Source organism: Mesorhizobium silamurunense (assembly GCF_014843825.1).
GTDB lineage: Bacteria > Pseudomonadota > Alphaproteobacteria > Rhizobiales > Rhizobiaceae > Mesorhizobium > Mesorhizobium silamurunense.
This window is the reverse complement of the sequence record NZ_JHQR01000407.1, coordinates 1-732: the sequence shown is the minus strand read 5'-3', so window position 1 is coordinate 732 and position 732 is coordinate 1. Positions and strand designations below refer to the sequence as shown.

Annotated in this window: 2 pseudogenes; both read right to left on the bottom strand. The window is 67.6% G+C overall.

The annotated features are described in order from the left end of the window. Nucleotides 1-340, bottom strand: a pseudogene (locus DH10_RS35065) (S8 family serine peptidase); the annotation flags it as partial. Next, a pseudogene (locus tag DH10_RS35060) lies at nucleotides 330-732 on the bottom strand (anti-sigma factor); the annotation flags it as partial. The pseudogenes DH10_RS35065 and DH10_RS35060, both read right to left, overlap by 11 nt.

Below are 732 nucleotides of genomic sequence, written 5' to 3'. Positions count from 1 at the left end.
CGGGCGTCGCTGGCGGGTTGGCTGAACCGCTCGGCGTCGGCGATCCGTTCGGCTGTGTCGGCGTCGGCGGGGCGGCGCTTGCCGGCGGGTTCGGAAACAGGTCGACGATCAGCGCCGGCAGGAACACGACGCCGTCGGTTGTTGTGCCCGCGCCAGGCTTGCCGCCATCGTTCTTGCCGCCGCCGTCCTTGTCGCAATCGGCACCGGCCGTCTTGCGATTGAGGCAGTCGACCTCTTTCTGCGAAAGGTTCGGGTCATTGGTTTGCGCAAAGGCAGGCGCGGCGACAAATGCCGCCGCCGCGAGGATTGCCGCATGCAGAATGACCGCCTTAGCCGCCATCGACCGGTTTCCTTCCCTGCACCACAGCCTCCGCGAAAGACTGGGCGGCAATAAGGCCTACGAGGTTGTCGTAGTCGGCCGCCGTAGTGGCCGGGATCGTCACGTGAAACACGCCGTCGGCGGTCGGCCCGCCGGCGATCTTCAGCCCGTTCTGGTCGAGGAAGGCGGCGATGTCCGACATCCTGGCATCCGGCTTGAACTTCACCAGGGCAAAGGGCAGCTTCGCAAGGTCGTCCTGGGCACCGGCGATCTCGAAGTCATTGCCCTTGCCGCCGGGCTGCTCGAAGGACTGCACCACGACCAGCGCAAGCAGCGCCGCGGCCGCCGCCCAGGCGACGCCGGCAGGCATTGCTGTCACGCGGCCGAAGATCCTCGCCAGCCACGACTGGCCG